This window comes from Pantanalinema rosaneae CENA516 (genome assembly GCF_050753385.1).
Taxonomy (GTDB): domain Bacteria; phylum Cyanobacteriota; class Cyanobacteriia; order Leptolyngbyales; family Leptolyngbyaceae; genus Pantanalinema; species Pantanalinema rosaneae.
Genome location: NZ_JBLZFZ010000081.1, coordinates 1 through 16198, shown reverse-complemented (window position 1 = coordinate 16198; position 16198 = coordinate 1). Strand labels below are relative to the sequence as shown.

Genomic DNA, 16198 nt, shown 5'->3' with positions numbered 1-16198 from the left:
CCAAATTTGGGAGAAGGGGATTGAGGGATAAGGGCAGTTTCAGCATCGTCAGTTTAATTATGCCTACCTACTGATCTATTGATTAAATTCGACTGCTGTTGCTCTACACAATTAGGAATGATTTAACGTTCTGTCACAATGCCTTGAGTTAGCCGTAAATCACGCATAGCCGCTATCCCTACCAGTCCTCTTACCGATAGCCCCAAATTTTAAGGACGATCAGCGATCGCCAATGGTTAGCAGGATGCAACCTCAAGAGATTACCGCAGTGACAGAACGTTCATGGTTTAGCTGAACGATAGTTTGACTCGATCGTCCATTCAGGCTCAACAGAAAAACTGTACTTTCACAAAGACAGGCATCTTATGGTAGCAACACCGCCCAAATCAACTGTAGACCCTGCAATTAGTGCCTTTGGGCCTGCCCGCTCCACGATCGCAGGTGCTCCGCTTTCCCCGGAAGAACTTCGTCAGATCCATGCCTTTTGGCGAGCTGCTAACTACTTAGCGGCTGGGATGATCTATCTCAGGGACAATCCCTTGCTGAGAGAACCCCTGAAACCGGAGCAGATTAAACAGCGATTACTAGGACATTGGGGATCTAGTCCGGGAATTAGCTTTCTGTATACTCATCTGAATCGAATCATTCGGAAATTCGATCAGGATATGTTGTTTATGGTAGGGGCGGGACATGGTGCTCCTGGGTTTTTAGGGCCCTGTTACCTGGAAGGAACCTACTCTCACTTCTTCTCCGAATGTAGTGAAGATGCCGAGGGGATGAAACGCTTCTTTAAGCAGTTCTCGTTTCCTGGCGGGATTGGGAGTCATTGCACCCCCGAAACTCCAGGGTCAATTCATGAAGGGGGCGAACTGGGGTATAGTCTGTCCCATGCCTACGGTGCTGCATTTGATAACCCCAATTTGATCGTCGTAGCCATGCCAGGGGATGGAGAATCGGAAACTGGACCTCTGGCAACGTCCTGGCATTCCAGCAAATTCATTAATCCGATCCGGGATGGGGCTGTCTTACCCGTACTGCACTTAAACGGCTACAAAATCAATAACCCAACGATTCTGTCCCGCATCAGCCATCGAGAACTCAAAGCCTTATTTGAAGGGTATGGCTATGAACCATTCTTTGTCGAAGGGTCTGATCCAGAATCCATGCATCAGGCAATGGCCGCCACCTTAGACCATTGTGTGGCTAAAATCCACGGCATTCAGCAGGAAGCCCGTTCTAACGGCACTCCTATTCGTCCGATTTGGCCTATGATTGTGCTGCGATCGCCCAAAGGCTGGACAGGACCGACTGAAGTAGACGGTCACAAAGTTGAAGGCTTTTGGCGGGCACATCAGGTACCCATGGGCGGCATGCGTACTAATCCTGAGCATATGCGTCAGTTAGAGGCATGGATGCGCAGCTATCAACCCGAAACCCTGTTTGATCAGAACGGTACACTATTTCCAGAAATCAAGCAGGTAGCTCCTACTGGGGATAAGCGGTTAGGTTCCACCCCCTACGCCAATGGTGGGTTGTTACGGCGTGATCTCAAAATGCCCGACTTTCGGTTGTACGGTGTTCCGGTGGATCAGCCCGGCACGATCGAGGTTGAGAACACAAAACCCTTGGGTGTATTCCTGCGGGATGTGATGAAACAAAACATGACCAGCTTCCGCGTGTTTGGTCCTGATGAAAATACCTCGAATAAGCTCAATGCAGTCTACGAAGTCAGCAAGAAATTCTGGATTGCCGATTACCTGCCAGAAGACGCAGATGGTGGCGAGCTATCTCCCGATGGGCGGGTGATGGAGATGTTAAGTGAGCATACGCTGGAAGGCTGGCTAGAAGGGTATTTGCTCACGGGTCGGCATGGGTTCTTTTCCACCTATGAATCATTTGCCCATGTGATTGATTCGATGTTTAACCAACATGCCAAATGGTTAGAGATTTGCAATCACATTCATTGGCGCGAAGAAATCTCATCCCTGAATTTGTTAATTACCTCAACAGTGTGGCGGCAGGATCATAATGGATTTACTCATCAAGATCCTGGCTTTCTGGATGTTGTACTGAACAAGAGTCCAGAGGTCGTGTGGATTTATATGCCACCGGATGTGAACACATTGTTATCGGTAACAGATCACTGCTTACGCAGTAAGGATTATATCAATGTGATCGTGTCAGATAAGCAGTTGCACTTGCAGTATCACGATATGGATACAGCAGTGAAAAACTGCACAAAGGGGATTGACATCTGGGAATGGGCTTGTACGGATGCCGGACAGGAACCTGATGTCGTCCTGGCAACGGCAGGGGACATTCCTACCCAAGAGTCTCTAGCGGCATCCTGCATTCTGCGAGAACATTTTCCAGAGTTGAAGATCCGCTTTATTAATGTGATCGATCTGTTCAAGTTACAACCTGACTCAGAGCACCCGCATGGGTTAAGCGATCGCGATTTCGACTCACTCTTTACCCTGGATAAACCGATCATCTTCAACTTCCACGGCTATCCCTGGTTGATTCATCGCCTCACCTACCGTCGCACAAATCACAAAAATATGCATGTGCGCGGCTATAAGGAAAAAGGGAACATCAACACACCGTTAGACCTGGCAATCTGCAACCAGATCGATCGCTTTAGTATTGCGATCGATGTAATTGATCGAATTCCTAGCCTTAAGGTCGCCGGTGCCCATGTTAAGGAAATGCTGAAAGATGAGCAAATTTCCTGCCGGAATTACGCCTATGAACATGGCATCGATCGGCCTGATGTCGTGAGTTGGCGGTGGTCCTACTAAATGTAGAGGATGTAATTGAGATATGAACATTGATCAATTGACTGTTGAAGGATCGGAAGATCTGGAAGCACTTCTCTCTAAGGAACAGCTAGCTGAGATCGCCACTGCATTTGCCCAACTTGATTTAAACCAGGATGGCAAAATCGACCTGGATGAGTATCTCAACTTCGCCTTAGTGCAAGAGCAGAGTCGCTTGACCAAAGCGTTTGAAGCCCTGGATATGGATAAGGATGGGTGCATTGGGTTTGAAGAATTCGTGGTCGCTACTGAACCGACCTTGCAAATTCTCAAAAAATTCCGTGAACTAGACCGGGATCACAATGGACTACTTTCAGTTGAGGAAGCGATTGATATTGCTGAACGACTAGTTTTACCACTCAGCAGTACCCAAATCCAAACCCTTATGGCTGAAGTCGATCGCGATGGTGATGGGCAGATCACCTACTACGAGTATCTCGGCGCACTCACCCACATTGGGTTTCAGTAATTAGACTCGGCGGGAGGGATTTGCAAAACACTCTTCATGACAAAATCAGCGGATTTACAACACGCTATCCCAGTCCTTCTGCCCTCTCCATTCCCAACCAATAGGAGCCTACAACGTTATGGTTAGTATCGTTCCCAACAATATTCAAATCGAAGACGATCGCACTGGAATTAATGTTGAAACATTGAAACGTGCCTTTTTGGATAACCTCTTCTATATCCAGGCAAAGTTTCCCAAGATTTCCACCCGAAATGATTACTACATGGCATTGGCGTATACAGTGCGCGATCGTCTGCTCAATCGTTGGCTGAATACAACTCAGACCTACCTGGAAAAAGCCCCCCGTACCGTTGCTTACCTGTCTGCCGAGTTCCTACTAGGTCCTCATCTCGGTAACAATCTGATCAATCTGGGATTGTACAACGTAGTGAAGCAGGCAATGGAGGAATTTGGGCTGAATTTGCCGGATTTGCTGGAACAAGAGGAAGAACCTGGATTAGGAAATGGGGGGCTGGGACGCTTAGCTGCATGCTATATCGACTCTCTGGCAACACTGGAAATTCCCGCGATCGGCTATGGGATTCGCTACGAATATGGCATCTTTGACCAGGACATTAAAGATGGTTGGCAGGTTGAGATTACCGACAAGTGGTTACGTTATGGTAATCCGTGGGAAGTTGCCCGTCCTGAGGCGGAGCTAGAAGTTAAACTGGGCGGTCACACGGAGTCTTACACTGACGAGCATGGTCGCTACCGTACTCGCTGGGTTCCCTATAAAGTGGTCAAAGGGGTTCCCTATGACACACCGATTCTGGGATTTCAAACCAATACCGCCAATACCCTGCGCCTGTGGAAAGCAGAAGCTCCAGAATCGTTTGATTTTGAAGCCTTTAACCAGGGTGATTACTTTGGCGCGGTTCACGAAAAAAGTGAGTGCGAAAACATCACCAAAGTCCTTTATCCCAATGACGAATCCTACCAGGGTAAACAACTGCGCTTAGAACAGCAATACTTCTTTGTCTCCTGTTCTTTGCAGGATATGATTCGGATGATGAAGACTCAAAATCTGGCGTTAGAGCGGTTTCATGAACACTATGCCATTCAGCTCAATGATACCCATCCCACGGTGGCAGTAGCTGAATTAATGCGGCTCTTACTGGATGAGTATGGATTTGATTGGGATAAAGCCTGGACTATCACCACCAAAACCTTTGCTTACACCAATCACACCTTACTTCCAGAAGCCCTGGAACGGTGGTCTTTGAGTATGTTTGGTAACACGTTGCCTCGTCACCTGGAACTGATTTACGAAATTAATCAACGTTTTTTAGACGAAGTCCGAATTAAGTTCCCAGACGATTTCGATCGCCTCTGGCGAATGTCAATCATTGATGAAAGTGGTGAGCGGTATGTGCGCATGGCAAATCTTGCCTGTGTCGGTAGCTTTGCCATTAATGGGGTTGCCGAACTCCATAGTGAACTATTGAAGCAGACTGTGTTACATGACTTCTATGAGATGTATCCAGAGAAGTTCACGAATGTCACCAATGGCGTGACCCCTCGCCGATTTATGGTGTTGAGTAATCCTCGGTTAGCAAACTTGATTACTAACAAAATTGGCGATAGTTGGATCAAGAATCTGGATGAATTACGGAAATTAGAAGCCTTTGTGTATGATACTGATTTCCGCCACACATTCCGGCAGGTAAAACAGGCGGTGAAACAGGATTTGGCGGATTATATCCGAGCCAACTACAGCATTGAGATTGATCCCACCTCCCTGTTTGATATTCAAGCGAAATGGATTCATGAATATAAACGGCAACACCTGAACGCCCTTTATATCATTACGTTGTACAACCGAATCAAAGCGAATCCAGATCTAGAGATTCCCCCCCGTACCTTCCTGTTTGGTGGTAAAGCCGCACCTGGTTACTACATGGCAAAGTTGATCATTAAGTTAATTAATTCGATCGCAGATGTCATTAACAGTGATCCAGACATGCGAGAGCGGCTCAAAGTTGTATTCATGAAAGATTACAACGTTAAGTTTGCCCAACGGGTGTATCCGGCTGCCGATCTCTCAGAGCAAATTTCTACGGCTGGTAAGGAAGCGTCGGGTACGGGCAACATGAAATTCTCGATGAACGGGGCATTGACGATCGGCACACTGGATGGGGCAAATATCGAAATTCGCGATGCTGTAGGCGCTGATAATTTCTTTCTGTTTGGATTAACGACTGAAGAAGTATTGGCGAAAAAAGCGGCGGGGTACAATCCCTGGGATTACTACAACAATAACGCTGAACTGAGGTTAGTGATCGATCGCATAGCCTCTGGATTCTTCTCTCACGGTGATCCCAATCTATTCAAGCCCCTGGTAGATTCCTTGCTATATCGTGACGAGTATCTGCTGCTGGCAGATTATCAGTCCTACGTGGAATGCCAGGATCTAGTAGGACAAGCTTACCAGGATCAGGATCAATGGACTCGCATGTCCATCCTCAACGTTGCTCGGATGGGTAAATTCTCTAGCGATCGCTCGATTCGGGACTATCTCCAAACCATTTGGCGGGTTCCTGCGGTTCAGATCGATGTGCCGGAATACAACCAATCGACCAATGGCGACCTGAAGCTCACGTTCTAAACGATGTCCTGTCGTTCCTATGACAAGATTACTAAAACAATCAAACTGATCAAACAACTAAATTGAGCCGCCAGACTCAATATCCGTAACCTTGGATCGGCACCTGCAATGTGAACAATAGAGTGTAAGAGTCGAAATGTAATGTAGATGCCGACCAGGAGATCGACGATACCTCCAGAAAGCCCTCGTACTGTCAGGAGGAAAATTACTCCTAAATAGAGAGGTAAATTTTCCACCAGGTTAGCCTGAACTCGAAACAACCGCCACATTAAGTGATTATCGTCCATGACGGCAAAATCTTTGGGGCTACCTCCTGCCGCTAAGTGGCGAATTCTGACCATCAGTAACAGAACCACAACTGCGATCGTCCAGAGGATGAAAATGACTAATCCCCACAGTGGCACTGTCATCGGTGGCATGGACAATTGTTCAGCGATCGCCAGACTGGTGCTTTGCTCAATTTTCATCTTTCTTCTCCTATACAGCCTATTCCTACTGTAAAAAGCCGGAATATCAAGGCGATAGGAAAAAGTTGCGAAGGTTTGGGATATTATTGCGATCGTGGGGAAAGCGATCGCAGTTGCAGGAGTTGTTTAGGTGTTACTCCTATGATGCGTTTGCAGTAGCGTGTTAAATGGCTTTGATCACAAAAGCCTGTTCTGATAGCAATTTCAGCAATACTGAGATCACTGTGTTGCAATAAGTTTTTTGCCTGGTTTAACCGACATTGCAAGATATATTGATGGGGCGTTACTCCCAGGCTTTGCTTAAATAGTCGTAAGAAGTGATAGGGGCTGAGTTGGGCGATCGCGGCGATTGCGGCTAATTTCACATCTTGATGGAGATGGTCATGAATATACTCTTTCACCAGTCTTAATGTCGCTTGAGATAAACCATTAGCGGTACTGGAGAGTCTGGGACAAGTCACACAATAGTTGCGGATCAAATGAATTGCTAAGGCAGTTTTTAAGCTATCGATCAGCAAATCACTGCCTATTCCGGCAAGCTCAGCCTCCGTTTTCAGAGTGGCAAGCATGGTTTGAAGGAATCGATCGGACTCGCTCATAAACTGAGGACGCAATTCAATCTGATCCGGGTTGACCCAATCCTGCCCCACCTGTTTTAGCAAAGTCGGTGCAATCGCCAAAACCAGAAACTCAGCCGGAGTATCCCAACTACAGGCATGGGTGATTCCGGCTGGAATAATCGCAATATCTCCAGCACTCCGTCTTTCGCGCGATCGCTTGCCGTCGAGCGATCGCATTCCTGGTGCATTTTGATTAGATGAATCAATGAGCCCACAAGCCAGCACATGCATGGTGTGGTGATGCTCATCAGTGGCAAAGGTCGGTTGTTGGTGGAGTTCCAGATGCAGATCCTGCCAACCCAGACTGCTTAACACCGCAGGTTTGGGGACAATTTGAGCCGATGCCCGCTCCTGGCAATAATCCAGCAGTTTGACAGACGGTGCTGGTTCTCTCATAACCTGGGATCGCTAGGGGATGTCTCCATTGTGCCTAATTTCTGCTATCTTTTAAGGCTGAGAGTTACGCTTCTGCTGAATCATACAGATCTCGCGGTTGTTGCGCTGTCGCTTATGGGATTCTGGCAAGTCAAACACCATAACCGGAAATTACTAGGATGCACATTCACACTGCCCCAACGTCGCAGCGCTATTGAGTTGGGCACGATGATAGAGTTTTTCCTGTGCTACCGCCACATTCGCGTCCTGACCATTCCAGGCTTGCATCGCCGCTTGCTGGAGAGCCCGACCATAGGAAAACGTCAGCCGCCACGGTAACTGATCGGGAAATAGCCTGTTCATCGCATTCAGATGCGCCGTAGCCAGATCATCACTTTGTCCACCGGAGAGAAAGGCACACCCTGGAACGGCCGCCGGAACTCGCTCTTTTAAACATTTGACCGTCCAGCGGGCAACCGCTTCGACACTTGCCTGCTGGGAACTTTGTTGACCTGGAATCACCATACTCGGCTTGAGTACCATCTGCTCGAGCACGACTTCTTGCAGATAGAGTTGATCAAACACCGCTTTTAGCACTGCTTGATGCACCGTATAGCTACGCTCCAACGAATGATCGCCATCCATCAAAACCTCTGGTTCAACGATCGGGGTAAGTCCACCTTCCTGGCAAAGCGCCGCATACCGAGCCAGGGCATGGGCATTCGCTTGAATACAACGTTCAGTCGGTAGACCATCGCCGATCGTAATCACCGCCCGCCACTTAGCAAAGCGAGCCCCCAGGTTGTAGTATTCCGCAATGCGATCGCGCAACCCATCTAACCCCTCAGTCACCGTCTCACCGGGCGCTTTAGCTAACGGTTTGGCACCCGCATCTAGTTTGATGCCGGGAATGATGCCAGCCGCTAACAGCACCTTGATGAATGGAATCCCGTCCTTGGTTGATTGGCGAATCGTTTCATCAAACAGAATCACGCCACTAAAGAAGTCAGCAATTCCAGGAGTCGTAAACAGCATTTCCCGGTAGGCGCGACGCATCTCTTCAGTTGCCGGAATCCCCAGCTTCTGGAAACGCTTATTTGCCGTGTTGTAACTCTCATCAGCCGCCAAAATTCCCTTGCCGGGAGCGACCATGGCTTTGGCGGTAGCCGCTAACTCTTGGTCGTACATAGTTTACTCTCCTTAGGCATCGTATTACTGCCCTGGCTGCATCTCCACCCTGATTTGACGAGTTCTAAAGCAACATGGAGATTGGCATCCTGGCAAAGGCGCTGAAATGGTATCTAGCCAAGCTACCGTCACTGCCTCAGTGCTACAACGGCATCAACGGAATTAGCGCTCTACCCTCAGTTAATCGATTTTGCGCTGTCACCGTCACCTAGCTCCGGATGGATTGGAAATATAAACTTGTGAAGCAATCTTTATCAAGTAACCAATAAATCTGCCTCTCGCTAGAGATAGACCTTGCGGTTGATCCGCGATGGTAAGGAGAAAGGAGGGATTATGCGTCAACTCATGATTCAAGTTCCACGTGGGCATGGTAAGGATGTGCTAGCGATCGCTCAGGAGTGTCAAGCAACTAACCTATCGCAGATGGAGGCACACAATGGCGATCGTGCTCTGGATTTAGTAATTGTGCATGTTTCTAACCGTCAGGTTGAGGAGGTTCTTAGAGAACTCGAAGCAGTGCCCGATGTGCAGATTACCCTATTACCCTCTGGCGTAATGGCATTGCATCCACCCGCAGAGCAAGCCGCAGACCAGGTGACAAATGTCGAGCTGCGTAGCCCTGTAGAAGTCTTTCTATCAGGCTTACAAAGCGTTGGTTCTTGGAAAGGCTTCATCGGCTATGCGGCTGTCGCAGGGATCGTCGTTTGGATTGGGTTGTATACCAACACGATCTATCTTCTGACGGCAGCCATGTTGATTGCCCCCTTTGCGGGTCCAGCGATGAACGTTGCCATTGCCACCGCTCGGGGCGATCGCAAACTCCTGGGGCGCGGTCTGCTCAGATACTTTGTGGCACTCAGTGTAACGATCATGATTGCTGCCTTCCTCAGTGTTGTCCTCAGACAAGACATTGCCACGCCACAAATGGTTGAACGCAGTCAGGTATCAACAGTGGCTGTCTTCCTTCCTCTCGCGGCTGGAGCCGCCGGAGCCTTGAATTTAGTGCAATCGGAACGCAGTAGCCTGGTATCTGGGGCTGCCACAGGGATGCTAGTTGCCGCTTCCCTTGCCCCTCCGGCGGGAGTGCTGGGCATGTCCATCGCGATCGGGCGGTGGGATATGGTGACTGGAGGCGCATTCCTGCTCCTACTACAACTCTGTGGCATCAATTTCTCGGCGGCATTATTGTTTCGCTGGGCAGGACTCTCCACCAGAGGCGCACGCTATTCTCGCGGACAGCAAAGCGTTTTCCCGATCGCGCTCTCTATCACGATACTGGCATTGATCGGGCTACTGATCTGGCAATTCGTTAATCCCCCAAATCTGGAGCGTTCCAGCCTTGCTCAACGAGCTAATGCCGAAGTACAACGGATTGTTGAACAAGAGGTAGCCGCCGAATTAGTAGAATCGAATGTGCGATTTACGCGATCGAACATTCCCGGACAAAATACATTGTTGACAATCCTATATGTCCAGCGATCGCCAACCGCAACCGAATCCACTAGCACAATTCGCGAGCGGCTGACTCAAACAGTACAAACTCGACTGATCGAGCAACAACCCAATGTAACGCCCTTAGTCAATGTCAATGTGCTTGAGCCTCCTAATCACGATCCGTAGGACAATACCAGCCGATGCGGCATGATGCAGAAATGGCCGCACAAGTCAGCATACCCTCCATCACACCAGACAAACAGATCCGTTCGCGATCGCAACATCCCACTCAAGCCCGTTTAACTAAAGCATCACCGGATTGGGGATCAAACCAGTGAATAGCATGACTGGGTAGCGTCATCAATAACTCGGAACTCGATGTGCTATGGGGGGGTAGCAGCGATCGTAGGATCACAGGCTCACCGTGGGAATTAGGGATTTTGGCGCTGATTAGATGATTCATCCCTAAGTTTTCCACTAAGAAGACCTCGCCCCGAATCGCATGAGGGTCGGCGGCAGTGGCTAACTTAACATCTTCGGGACGAATCCCCAACACAATTTCTGGCGGTGGAGTTGGTAGATCGGGGAGGGGTAGCTTGAAGTCACCCAGGAGAGCTTGGTTGCCCAGGCAGGGCAGGGTTAACAAATTCATTTGCGGACTACCGACAAATCCGGCAACAAACTGATTGGCAGGATGGGTGTAAATCCGTTCTGGGGTATCGAGTTGTTGCACATAGCCATTGTTCAGTACCGCCACCTGAGTCGATAGTGTCATCGCTTCCGTCTGGTCGTGGGTGACATAGACAACCGGCGTATTTTGAGCCGCAAAAATCTGTTTCAGGTCTGCCCGTACTCGTTCTCGCAGGAGGGCATCCAGATTACTAAGCGGTTCATCGAGCAGAAACACATCCGATCGCCGGACTAATGCCCGCCCGACCGCAACTCTTTGTCGTTGTCCCCCCGATAATTGCCCCGGTTTGCGTGACATCAAGCTCTGATCCAGTCCCAGGATGCGAGATACGTCCGCTACTCGCTGGTCAATTTCGGGTTGAGGCACTTTTTTCAGCCGCAGTCCAGCACAGAGATTTTCATACACTGTCAGGTGAGGATACAGGGCATAACTTTGAAATACCATTGCCACATTGCGATCGCCGGGACGCGCAAAGGTGACATCGCGATCGCCAATCAGAATTTGTCCTTTGGTGGGAGTCTCCAGCCCAGCAATCATCCGGAGTACGGTCGATTTACCACAACCTGAAGGACCTAATAAGGTTAAAACTTCACCCTCTTCTACAGTCAAGCTGACATCCTTGACAGGAACTACTTTCGGCGAAAAGGTTTTATTCAAATGATGCAATTGCAACGTTGGCATAAGTGATTATCCTTTAACGGCTCCGGCAGTTAACCCTTGAATAATTTGGCGTTGGAAAATTAGCACCAAGAGAATTAATGGAATTGTGCCAACGACTGTAGCTGCCGCGATCGGTCCATAGGGCGCTTCATAGGTCGAGCTACCACTAATCTGGGCAGCGGCTACAGGAATCGTTTTCATAGTATCTTCTGTAATGAAGGTGAGGGCAAAGATATACTCATTCCACGAGGCAATAAATGTCAGAATTCCAGTGGTGACTAAGGCAGGTAGGGTTAATGGCAAAACGATTTGAGTCAGCATTTGCACCGTTGTATAGCCATCGACCCTGGCGGCATCTTCTAAGTCTCTGGGAAGCTGAGTAAAAAAGCTCCGCATCACTAGAATAGTTAATGGTAGATTGATTGCTGTATAAGTGATAATTAGGGCTAAATAATTGTTCGCCAGATGAAAGAATTGAACAATTTGCAATAATCCCTGAATCAACAAAATATAGGGAAACAGCGTCACTAATAAAATGCCAGCCATCATCCAGTTTCGACCTTTGGGATGGAGCCGAGCCAGGGCATAGGCGGCAGGCGCACCGATCGCTAAACAGGTAATCGTAGATGTTACCGCCACGAAGGTACTATTCAAGATATATCGCCAAAAGGGTTGGCGTTGGAAAAGTTGAATATAGTGCGCTAAGGTAAACCGAGTTGGAAAATAAATATTGGGAATGGCAATGATATCCTCCGTCAGTTTAAAGGAGGTTAACACCTGCCATAACACGGGAGCCAGACAGAACAGCACGATCGCCGCGACTGCCAGCCAGAACAAAACATCCCCCAATGTTAGCGATCGAGATAGACGGGGGGTAGAACGCGGCTGACGGGCATTCGATACAAGGCTCATAATTAACGGGCTCCAGAGGCGTTCGATCGCGATCGAGTGATCCAGGCATTACAGAGCAGCACTGCCAGAATTAATAAAACAAAGGTGACAACAATTAAGGCAGAGGCATAACCAAAATCTAAATACCGCATGGCATTGGCATAGATATACAGCGACACGACGGCTGTTGCTCCACCGGGGCCGCCCCCCGTCATCACCTGCACTAAGTCATACACGCCAAAAGCTTGGGCAAAGCGGAATAGGGTGGCAATCAGAATTTGAGGCAGTAACAAAGGGACGGTAATCCGCCAAAACCCCTGCCAGGGCGTACCCCCATCTAAGGCATGGGCTTCATACAAATCCGATGGAATCGATTGCAGTCCCGCCAGTAACAGAATGCTGATAAAGGGCGTTGTTTTCCAGACATCCGCCACAATGATGGCTAAATTTGCTGTCCAGGGTTGCCCTAACCAGTTAACTAACGTTTCACGGGACACCAGCCCCAAGCGCAATAGGATGTCATTGGCAATGCCAAACTGATCATTAAAAATCCATGCCCACACCATCGCGATCAATGCCGTCGGTAATGCCCAGGGCAGAATTGCGATCGTGCGAACGGCTCCCCGTCCCTTAAAGGCACGATTCAATACCAACGCAATCCCCATACCAATGACTAATTCCAACAACACCGAAATTAGGGTGAAGCGAAATGTGGTGATCAAGGTCTGCCAGAAAAACCCATCACCCAGAATACGAATATAGTTGCCTAAGCCAATAAATACCGATTGCAACCCTGTACCTAAGTTATTGGCAAATAGCCCCAGCCAAAACGCCTGGGCGATCGGATAGGCAAACACTAATAACAACACAATCACCGCTGGCAAGACCAGATATAACCCGGTGCGTTGATCACGGGCTTGAATTGGATCGATCGGGGAGCGAGTTCGAGTCATCTTACGCCGCGTCCTTAACCCGCTGACTGGTCACCAACAACCGCCGCGTTTCTGCTGCCGCTGCCTGCATTGCCGCCTCGGGGGATCGTTGTCGGGTGAGTGCCATACTTAAATACCGTTGCAAAATATCGGATACCTGAGCGTATTGGGCGACCGGCGGACGCAGAACCGCGTTATCGACTAAGGTCGCGAGTTGCGGATAGTGAGGATAACGAGCGACTACATCTCGATCGGTGAACAGACTGCGAACGGCGGGAATAAAGCCCGCTTCGATGACAAAATTCTTTTGTCCCGCTGCCTGGGTAAAGAAGCGAATCGCTTTCAGTGCTGCCGCTTTATGGCGCGTGGTTTTGACAATTCCTAGCCCCCACCCACCCAGACAAGAACCACTATCCTGCCCGGCAGCCCCTAACATCGGCATGATGCCCACTCGCCCCTTTACCTTAGACGTATCACTGTTCAATAGCGGCCAGGCATAGGGCCAATTCCGCATAAACATGGCATCCCCTGCCTGGAATAAGCGCCGGGTGTCTTCTTCTACATAGGTGGTCACACCGGGCGGAGAGACTCCTTCCCGAATGGTGTTAAGCAGAAAATTTACGGCTTGAATGGCTTCCGGTCGATCGAGTCCCACCTCTAAGGTATCTGGATTCACCCAAAAGCCACCAAAGCCATGCAGCACTTCGACAAACATGGCGGCTTCCCCTTCGTACTGCCGCCCCTGCCAGAGATAGCCCCAACGGACTAACTTTTGACCTTGCACCGTTTTAGCAATGCGATCGAGATCCTCTAATGTCTTGGGCAACGGCAGTCCCGCCTGCTGCAACAAATCGGTGCGGTAATAAATCATGCCAGCATCCGATCGCACCGGTAGGCGATACAACCGTCCCTGAAACCGCCCGCCATTCACCGCTACCGTCGAGAGGGGCGCGAGTTCCGCCTGCGAAAACTCATCAGTTAAATCCATCAACCACCCAGCCGCCGCAAACTTGGGTGTCCAGATGATATCCATGTTGATCAAATCGTAGGGCGACTCTCCCAAAATGAACGAGGTGGTATACATGTTTTCCACCATGTCCACGGAATTAGGTCCCTCGACGATCTGGAGTTTGATGTTGGGGTTAGCTTGTTCAAACTCTGCTACCATCGTCTGATTCCAGACGGGCACATCGGGGGCAGGCATCAGCATCGTCAGTGTGACGGGTTGCTGAGAAAGTCCTGGCACAATTACTGTGCAGGCAACAATGACCGCGATCGCCACCAAACTCATACCTCGCAGCAGTTTAGAGCGTTGCCAACGACTGCTCAAAAGTCGCCAACAGTCGAAAATTAGATACATGAAACCATGTCACAACCAGCGTTGTGAGCGGATGGGCTTTAATAGTCCCAGAATACTCGTTGCCGATCGCAGCCAAGGCGGTTTATCGAATTATTTTAAGTTAAATATACAAATTGCATAATTTCGACATTTTTATCTGACTCGTTATTGTCTTAATTATTACTCTGAGCAAAATTTTTTTAGTTTCATCATTAATAGTTTATTGATGAAGTGAAATCAGCGCTTGCATCCAATCACGATCGCTGATTTAGCGTTATACGATCGTGATCCGGTGAACTTTTCAGACGGATCTATATGGAACTGCACCGATTTGGAATTAGTTGTTGGGATTCATTGTCGTAGTTGGCTGAGGCTGGGTAGGAGGTGCGGACTCGGCAGTGGCTAATTTTTTCAAAATGCAATCCGTTAGGGTTTCCCTTGCCACCTTTCTATGAGCATTGTTGCGATAAAAATTGGAGTCTTCCAGCACTGCATTTAGCAAGCCCTGTGCCTCCATTTGGGTAATATACTGCCGTCTGCGAGCCACACTGAGCGACTCGCAGATCCCTAAATTTACCCCGCCCAACGTCCCCGCCAGACTGCCCCCTGTTGCCCCCACCAAAAAGCCTACGAATCCACTAATGCCCATCGCCAACAGTGCCCCGATTACCAGCAACAATGATCTCATACCGTGATCCAGATAGGATGGCTACAGTCCATCCCAAGAATAGATTAGATTATGCTGCCAGCCAGCCAAGCCGAGCAACAGATTCTGGAATTGATTCACCCACTTGATGCCCAGCGCGATCGCGAAACGGTCAAATTAGAGCAGGCAGTCGGACGCATCTTAGCCGCTGCTGTCACCAGTCGATTAGATTTTCCCCACTGGGATAATTCAGCAATGGATGGGTACGCTGTACGGTATGAAGATGTCCGGGACTGTAGCCGCGATCGTCCGGTGACCTTAACCATTGTGGAAGAGATTCCGGCGGGGACTCAACCCCAATCCCAGATCCAGGCGGGACAGGCCGCCCGAATTTTCACCGGGGCAGTCATGCCTACCGGAGCCGATACCGTGGTGATGCAGGAGGAAACTCAGCGAAACGGCGATCGCGTCACAATTTTGGCGGCACCGCAACCACACGCCTTTGTCCGCCACCGGGGAGCCTTTTACCAGGCAGGTCAGCCATTACTCCCGATCGGGACTCGCTTGCAAGCGACGGAAATTGCCATGCTGGCGGCGGCTCAATCTGCCGAAGTCCCGGTTTACCGTCAGCCCCGAGTGGCAATTCTCTCTACGGGTAACGAGCTAGTCGAAGTGGATCAGCCCTTACAACTCGGACAGATTGTTGATTCCAATCGCTATGCCCTCATGGCGTTAGTGGCGCAAATGGGAGCCACACCGATCGACCTCGGCAGGGTTCCCGATGATCCGGATGCCCTGAAACAGGCGATCGCGGATGCCATAGCCACATCGGACATGGTCATTTCCTCCGGGGGCGTTTCTGTGGGCGACTATGACTATGTAGACGAGATTCTGGCAACCTTGGGAGCCACCATTCACATCCGGTCTGTTGCCGTCCGACCGGGTAAACCCCTCACCGTCGCCACCTGCCCCACCCCCTCATCTCTGTCTCTTATACACATCTCCGAGCCCACGAGACTA

13 protein-coding genes are annotated in these 16198 nt (G+C 49.5%); 5 read left to right on the top strand and 8 right to left on the bottom strand.

What is annotated here, in order from left to right:
- Positions 1-365: 365 nt before the first annotated feature.
- The 3 genes from ACN4EK_RS29115 (at position 366) to ACN4EK_RS29105 (ending at position 5935) form a co-directional block, all read left to right on the top strand.
- Positions 366-2801 (top strand): phosphoketolase family protein, encoded by a 2436-nt coding sequence (locus ACN4EK_RS29115; protein ID WP_431661936.1) that lies wholly within the window; start codon positions 366-368, stop codon positions 2799-2801.
- Positions 2802-2823: 22 nt separating this feature from the next.
- Positions 2824-3288, top strand: a complete 465-nt coding sequence (locus tag ACN4EK_RS29110) for an EF-hand domain-containing protein (protein ID WP_431661935.1) — start codon at positions 2824-2826, stop codon at positions 3286-3288.
- 118 nt (positions 3289-3406) lie between these two features.
- The gene (locus ACN4EK_RS29105) at positions 3407-5935 is read left to right on the top strand and encodes a glycogen/starch/alpha-glucan phosphorylase (RefSeq protein ID WP_431661934.1); all 2529 of its coding nucleotides are present in this window, start codon (positions 3407-3409) and stop codon (positions 5933-5935) included.
- A gap of 17 nt (positions 5936-5952) precedes the next feature.
- Here ACN4EK_RS29105 and ACN4EK_RS29100 read toward each other — a convergent pair whose 3' ends face one another.
- From ACN4EK_RS29100 to ACN4EK_RS29090, 3 genes are all read right to left on the bottom strand, one after another.
- Entirely contained in the window at positions 5953-6402 is a 450-nt protein-coding gene (locus ACN4EK_RS29100; RefSeq protein WP_431661933.1) for an MAPEG family protein, read from the bottom strand.
- Positions 6403-6485: 83 nt separating this feature from the next.
- Positions 6486-7418, bottom strand: a complete 933-nt coding sequence (locus ACN4EK_RS29095; RefSeq protein ID WP_431661932.1) for a helix-turn-helix transcriptional regulator — start codon at positions 7416-7418, stop codon at positions 6486-6488.
- A 153-nt stretch (positions 7419-7571) separates the two neighbouring features.
- Positions 7572-8585: a class I fructose-bisphosphate aldolase gene (locus ACN4EK_RS29090; RefSeq protein WP_431661931.1), complete on the bottom strand. Its 1014-nt coding sequence runs from the start codon at positions 8583-8585 to the stop codon at positions 7572-7574.
- Between the two features lie 333 nt (positions 8586-8918).
- On the opposite strand from ACN4EK_RS29090, the gene ACN4EK_RS29085 reads away from it, so the two are divergent.
- Positions 8919-10205: a DUF389 domain-containing protein gene (locus ACN4EK_RS29085; protein WP_431661930.1), complete on the top strand. Its 1287-nt coding sequence runs from the start codon at positions 8919-8921 to the stop codon at positions 10203-10205.
- Between the two features lie 103 nt (positions 10206-10308).
- On the opposite strand, the gene ACN4EK_RS29080 is transcribed toward ACN4EK_RS29085, so the two are convergent.
- From ACN4EK_RS29080 to ACN4EK_RS29060, 5 genes are all read right to left on the bottom strand, one after another.
- The gene (locus ACN4EK_RS29080; protein WP_431661929.1) at positions 10309-11391 is read right to left on the bottom strand and encodes an ABC transporter ATP-binding protein; all 1083 of its coding nucleotides are present in this window, start codon (positions 11389-11391) and stop codon (positions 10309-10311) included.
- 6 nt (positions 11392-11397) lie between these two features.
- Positions 11398-12282, bottom strand: coding sequence for a carbohydrate ABC transporter permease (locus ACN4EK_RS29075; protein WP_431661928.1), 885 nt, complete (start codon positions 12280-12282; stop codon positions 11398-11400).
- Between the two features lie 2 nt (positions 12283-12284).
- On the bottom strand, positions 12285-13214 hold the full coding sequence (locus ACN4EK_RS29070; RefSeq protein WP_431661927.1) for a carbohydrate ABC transporter permease: 930 nt from the start codon (positions 13212-13214) through the stop codon (positions 12285-12287).
- Between the two features lies 1 nt (position 13215).
- Entirely contained in the window at positions 13216-14553 is a 1338-nt protein-coding gene (locus ACN4EK_RS29065; protein ID WP_431661926.1) for an ABC transporter substrate-binding protein, read from the bottom strand.
- Between the two features lie 316 nt (positions 14554-14869).
- Positions 14870-15220, bottom strand: coding sequence for a hypothetical protein (locus ACN4EK_RS29060; protein WP_431661925.1), 351 nt, complete (start codon positions 15218-15220; stop codon positions 14870-14872).
- Positions 15221-15271: 51 nt separating this feature from the next.
- On the opposite strand from ACN4EK_RS29060, the gene ACN4EK_RS29055 reads away from it, so the two are divergent.
- Positions 15272-16198: molybdopterin molybdotransferase MoeA (locus ACN4EK_RS29055; RefSeq protein ID WP_431661924.1), on the top strand; the 927-nt coding region annotated here is incomplete at its 3' end.